This is a genomic window from Mycobacterium sp. TH-M15, assembly GCF_057473705.1.
This window is the reverse complement of record NZ_JBYCLB010000354.1, coordinates 1-3,629: the sequence shown is the minus strand read 5'-3', so window position 1 is coordinate 3,629 and position 3,629 is coordinate 1. Positions and strand designations below refer to the sequence as shown.

Sequence of the window (3,629 nt, the reverse complement as noted above, 5' to 3'; positions counted from 1 at the left end):
CCCCGCCCGGCCGCCCCCCCCCCTACGCCGCCGGGTGTGCCCCGGGTTCGGGGTGTCGGCCGCCCCCACCCGCCCGCCCCGCAGCCCGCCGCGCCGGGTGACCCGGCCGGCATCCGGGTCCATCCGGCCGGCGAGCAGCGTCAACAGGCTGGACTTGCCGTCGCCGTTGCGGCCGACGATGCCGATCCGGTCGCCGTCGTTCACCCCGACGGTCACCGAGCCGAGCACCACGCCGGTCGGATACCGCAGGCTCACCGTCTCGGCGCCGAGCAGATGTACCACCGCGCCGACCCTACTGGCCACCGGAAAACACACCGGCCGGGTGGGGAGAATGTGACAGAATGTGCCCGTCCGCACGGTCATGATCAGCCACAACAGCACCAGGGGGAGCAGCGGTGAATTGGTCGAGCATCACCAGGCCCATCGGCCGGCTGATCGCCACCGCGCAGAACGGTTTGGAGGTTTTCCGGCTGGGCGGCCTGGAGACCGCCGGCACCGCGCCGTCGCCGTTCCAGATCGTCGAGAGCGTGCCGATGTACAAGCTGCGGCGCTACTTCCCGCCGGACAACCGGCCGGGGCACCAGCCGCCGGGCCCGCCGGTGCTGCTGGTGCACCCGATGATGATGTCGGCCAACATGTGGGACGTCACCCGCGAGGACGGGGCGGTCGGGGTGCTGCACGCCGCCGGGTGCGACCCCTGGGTGATCGACTTCGGCTCGCCCGACGAGGTGGAAGGCGGGATGCGCCGCAACCTGGCCGACCACATCGTCGCGCTGAGCGAGGCGATCGACACCATCGCCGAGACGACCGGACGCGACGTGCATCTGGCCGGCTACTCACAAGGCGGGATGTTCGCCTACCAGGTGGCGGCGTACCGGCGGTCGAAGAGCCTGGCCAGCCTCGTCACCTTCGGGGCGCCGGTGGACACCCTGGCCGCGCTGCCGATGGGCCTGCCGCCCAACCTGGCGTCGGTGGGCGCCGACTTCATGGCCGACCACGTCTTCAACCACCTGGACATCTCCGGCTGGATGGCGCGGGTCGGCTTCCAGCTGATGGACCCGCTCAAAACGGCGAAGGCCCGGCTGGATTTCCTGCGGCAGCTACACGACCGTGAGGCGCTGCTGCCGCGCGAAGCGCAACGCAAGTTCTTGGAGTCCGAGGGCTGGATCGCCTGGTCGGGCCCGGCGATCTCGCAGCTGCTCAAGCAGTTCATCGCGCACAACCGGATGATGAGCGGCGGCTTCGCGATCAACGGGCAGCTGGTGACGTTGACCGACATCACCTGCCCGGTGCTGGCGTTCGTCGGCGAGGTCGACGACATCGGGCAGCCGGCCGCCGTCCGCGGCATCCGTCGCGCCGCCCCCAACGCCGACGTCTACGAATACTCGCTGCGCACCGGCCACTTCGGCCTGGTCGTCGGGTCCAAGGCCACCGAGCTCAGCTGGCCGACGGTGGCCCACTGGGTCAGCTGGATCTCCGGTGACGGCAACCGTCCGGCCGGCGTGGCCCCGATGGCCGACCAACCCGCCGAACACTCCGACAGCGGTGTCGCATTGAGCACCCGGATGGCGCACGGTATCGGGGAAGCCTCCGACTTCGCGCTGACGCTGGCCCGAGGCGCCGTCGATGCGGTTGGCGCGGTGAACAAGTCGGTGCGCACGCTGGCGATCGAGACGGCACGGACGCTGCCGCGGCTGGCCCGACTCGGCCAGATCAACGACCACACCCGGATCTCGCTGGGCCGGATCATCGACGAGCAGGCCGACGACACACCCGACGGCGAGTTCCTGCTGTTCGACGGGCGGGTGCACACCTACCAGGCGGTCAATCGCCGGATCGACAACGTGGTCCGCGGCCTGGTCGCCGTCGGCGTCCGGCAGGGCGTGCACGTGGGGGTGCTGATGGAGACCCGGCCCAGCGCCCTGGTGGCCATCGCCGCGCTGTCGCGGCTGGGCGCGGTCGCGGTGCTGATGCCCCCGGACGTGGATCTGGTGGCGGCGGCCCGGATCGGCGGGGTGGCTGAGATCATCACCGGACCGACCAACCTGGACACGGCGCTGGCGGCGGCTCGGGAACTGCGGTGTCAGGTGCTGGTGCTCGGCGGTGGTGAGGCACGCGAACTGCACCTGCCGGCCGACGCCGACGTGATCGACATGGAACAGATCGACCCGGACACCGTCGAGCTGCCCGGCTGGTACCGGGCGAACCCCGGCTTCGCCCGTGACCTGGCCTTCGTCGTGCTCAGCAATGCCGGCGGCAAGCTGGTGGCCAAGCAGATCACCAACTACCGCTGGGCGCTCTCGGCATTCGGCACCGCCTCGGCGGCCGCGCTCGGCGCCGGTGACACGGTGTACTGCCTCACCCCGCTGTACCACGAGTCGGGGTTGCTGGTCAGCCTGGGCGGCGCGGTGGTCGGCGGCACCCGGATCGCGCTCTCCCGGGGTTTTCGCCCGGACCTGTTCGTCGCCGAGGTGCGCCAGTACGGCGTGACGGTGGTGTCCTACACCTGGGCCATGCTCCGCGAGGTCGTCGGCGAAGCCGCCTCGGCGCTGCACGGCAACCATCCGGTCCGGCTGTTCATCGGCTCCGGCATGCCGACCGGGCTGTGGCAGCGGGTGATGGACAGCTACGCCCCGGCCCGCATCGTGGAGTTCTTCGCCACCGCCGACGGCCAGGCGGTGCTGGCCAACGTCTCCGGCGCCAAGGTCGGCAGCAAGGGACGCCCGCTGCCCGGTGCCGGCGAGGTGGCGTTGGCCGCCTACGACGCGGAGGACGACCTGATCCTGGAGGACGACGACGGCTTTGTCCAGGTCGCGGCGGTCAATGAGGTCGGGGTGCTGCTGGCCCGACCCCGCGGGCCGATCGACCCGTCGGCATCGGTGAAACGCGGGGTGTTCGCCCCGGCCGACACCTGGATCTCGACCGAGTATCTGTTCCGGCGCGACGACGACGGGGACTACTGGCTGGTGGGCCGGCGCGGCGCGCTGATCCACACCGGCCGCGGCATCGTGTACCCGGCGCCGATCACCGACGCGCTCGGTCTGGTCACCGGGGTGGACCTGGCGGTGACCTACGGCGTGCCCACCGCCGACGGGGACCAGGTCGTGGTCTCCGCGGTGACGCTGCAGCCGGGCGCGACGATCACCGGCGCCGATCTGACCGAAGCGGTGGCCGGGATCCCGACCGGCCCCGGACCGGACATCGTCCAGATCGTGCCGGAGTTTCCGCTCAGCGGCGCCTACCGGCCGGCGTCCGACGCACTGCGCGCCGCCGGGCTGCCCAGGCCGGGACGCCACGCGTGGTCCTTCGACGTCGACAGCCAGCAGTTCAAACGGCTGACCGCGGCGGCCCGATCGGCGTTGGCGGCCGGTCAGCGGTAGAAACTGGCCCAGGGCTCCGAACAGAAGCGCTGCTGGGCCGTCGCCGGGTCGATCTTGGCGTCGCGCAGCGCCTGGTCGCGGACGGCGAGACCGCCGGCCGCCTGGTCGTCGGTGTTGAGCGCGCACTTGGTGTTGCCGTTCACCTGCCACTGGTGCGCCGGTGGGTCGTCCGGCCAGTCCAGGGTCTGCACGTCCAGGACGGCCAGGTTGACCAGTTTGTCCGAGACGAATCGGTACAGCGAGACCCGG

At 71.4% G+C, this 3,629-nt stretch carries 2 protein-coding genes and 1 pseudogene; 1 reads left to right on the top strand and 2 read right to left on the bottom strand.

Annotated elements, in window-relative coordinates; translation table 11 throughout:
- Window positions 1-282: ATP-binding cassette domain-containing protein (locus AC2VNT_RS08685; protein WP_486946470.1), on the bottom strand; the 282-nt coding region annotated here is incomplete at its 3' end.
- A 113-nt stretch (window positions 283-395) separates the two neighbouring features.
- On the opposite strand from AC2VNT_RS08685, the gene AC2VNT_RS08680 reads away from it, so the two are divergent.
- On the top strand, window positions 396-3,380 hold the full coding sequence (locus AC2VNT_RS08680) for an acyl-CoA synthetase (RefSeq protein ID WP_486946469.1): 2,985 nt from the start codon (window positions 396-398) through the stop codon (window positions 3,378-3,380).
- Here the strand turns inward: AC2VNT_RS08680 and AC2VNT_RS08675 are convergent.
- Window positions 3,371-3,629: pseudogene (locus AC2VNT_RS08675) on the bottom strand (hypothetical protein); the annotation flags it as partial. The gene AC2VNT_RS08680 and the pseudogene AC2VNT_RS08675 overlap by 10 nt on opposite strands.